At 33.3% G+C, this 1775-nt stretch carries 3 protein-coding genes and 1 pseudogene; all 4 read left to right on the top strand.

Features of this window, described 5'->3' with window-relative positions; genetic code table 11:
* Positions 1 to 286, top strand: a pseudogene (locus tag AB0N03_RS52260) (IS6-like element ISS1A family transposase); the annotation flags it as partial.
* Between the two features lie 204 nt (positions 287 to 490).
* Positions 491 to 802, top strand: coding sequence for a DUF6442 family protein (locus AB0N03_RS52255; RefSeq protein WP_349221543.1), 312 nt, complete (start codon positions 491 to 493; stop codon positions 800 to 802).
* On the top strand, positions 799 to 1014 hold the full coding sequence (locus tag AB0N03_RS52250) for a helix-turn-helix transcriptional regulator (RefSeq protein ID WP_101913440.1): 216 nt from the start codon (positions 799 to 801) through the stop codon (positions 1012 to 1014). Before AB0N03_RS52255 ends, AB0N03_RS52250 begins: the two co-directional genes overlap by 4 nt.
* A gap of 271 nt (positions 1015 to 1285) precedes the next feature.
* Positions 1286 to 1775: IS6 family transposase (locus tag AB0N03_RS52245; protein ID WP_364388973.1), on the top strand; the 490-nt coding region annotated here is incomplete at its 3' end.

Raw genomic sequence — 1775 nt, 5'->3', positions numbered from 1 at the left:
GGATAAAGCGCCCTCTATTGGTTCTGCATTTAGAAAGTTACAGAGTAACGGTTTATATACTAAGACAGAGCATCGAACCGTGAAGTATCTCAATAACCTCATTGAGCAAGACCATCGACCAATCAAACGACGCAATAAATTTTATCGAAGTCTACGAACTGCCTCAACCATGATTAAGGGCATGGAAACAATTCGAGGAATATACAAAAAGAACCGAAGAAATGGAACGCTCTTCGGCTTTTCGGTATCTACTGAGATTAAGGTCTTAATGGGAATATTAGATTAAGAACAAGAAGGATTATAAACCTTGTATTTGATTTTTAAACTTTGCAACAGAACCAATTATATGATTGAGAGCTTCTTAATTTTTTACGGACTTTTCATACTTTGTTTTTGACAAGTTTACTTATATCTTTAACAAGTTTGCTTATATAGTTGACAAGTTTACTTGTAAAGTGTTATACTTTATTCATAGAGAGGAAGAGAAGAAATGAATAATAAGAAGATTTTACAAATGGCACAACAAGAAAGTCAAGATGAGGGTAAACTATCGAAGTGGAGAAATATGTCAATAGTACACTATATTATGTTGTTACTTGCTTGGCTGTTTATTTTCACAATTAGGTTGCTAAAAAATGAATCTATAGACGATTTGTTTTTTATGTTATTACTTTTGGCTTTGGGACATGAAATATATCTGTTCAAAAAGAAGAGGTCGATGACTAACATCATAGTAATTGTAGTATTATTAATTGCTGTTTCTGTGATGGGCTGGAATTTAATGAGTGGAATTTTTAAATGAGGGATAAAGGAAAACTTGAGTTAAAGAATAGGTTAAAAGTGGCTCGTGCTGAAAAACAAATAAACCAGAGTAATTTGGCTAAAATTGTTGGTGTTTCGAGACAGACAATTAGCAATATAGAAACCTATGAGTACGTTCCATCTGCTAAATTAGCATTATTACTTTGTATAGCGTTGGATATAGAATTTGAAAAATTATTCTATTTTGAGTAGTGAAGACTTAAGTATATTAAAACGACTTAGGTCTTTTTTATTTTAGGGGCGCAAATGTCAGAGTTTGCGTTCTTATATTAGTGAAATAGCAAGGAGAGTCTTTATGCAAGTAACAGGAAAAACTAAAACTGGTGAGGAAAAACAGTTGACAGTTGAAATTCGTGATGTTGAAATCGTGAAACCTAAGATTGAGAAATCGGTTCTGTTGCAAAGTTTTCTGATAAGTCTATTTTAGTGTAAAATGAATAAAAATGACAGCGAGGATATATCAATGAACTATTTTAAAGGTAAACAATTTCAAAAAGATGTGATTATTGTCGCTGTTGGTTATTATCTACGTTACAATCTAAGCTATCGTGAAATTCAAGAATTCCTTTATGATCGTGGCATTAACGTTTCTCACACAACAATTTACCGTTGGGTTCAAGAATATGGTAAGCTGATCTATCAAATCTGGAAAAAGAAAAATAGACAGTCCTTTTATTCGTGGAAAATGGACGAAACTTATATTAAAATTAAAGGGAAGTGGCATTATCTCTATCGTGCAATCGACTCAGAAGGCATGACACTGGATATTTGGCTACGCAAGAAACGGGATACTCAAGCTGCTTATGCGTTCTTGAAACGACTACATAAACAGTTTGGTCAACCAAGAGTAATTGTCAAGGATAAAGCGCCCTCTATTGGTTCTGCATTTAGAAAGTTACAGAGTAACGGTTTATATACTAAGACAGAGCATCGAACCGTGAAGTATCTCAATA

This window comes from Amycolatopsis sp. NPDC051061 (assembly GCF_040682935.1).
In the GTDB taxonomy this organism is placed as follows: domain Bacteria; phylum Actinomycetota; class Actinomycetes; order Mycobacteriales; family Pseudonocardiaceae; genus Amycolatopsis.
This window is presented reverse-complemented; position numbering and strand designations above follow the sequence as displayed.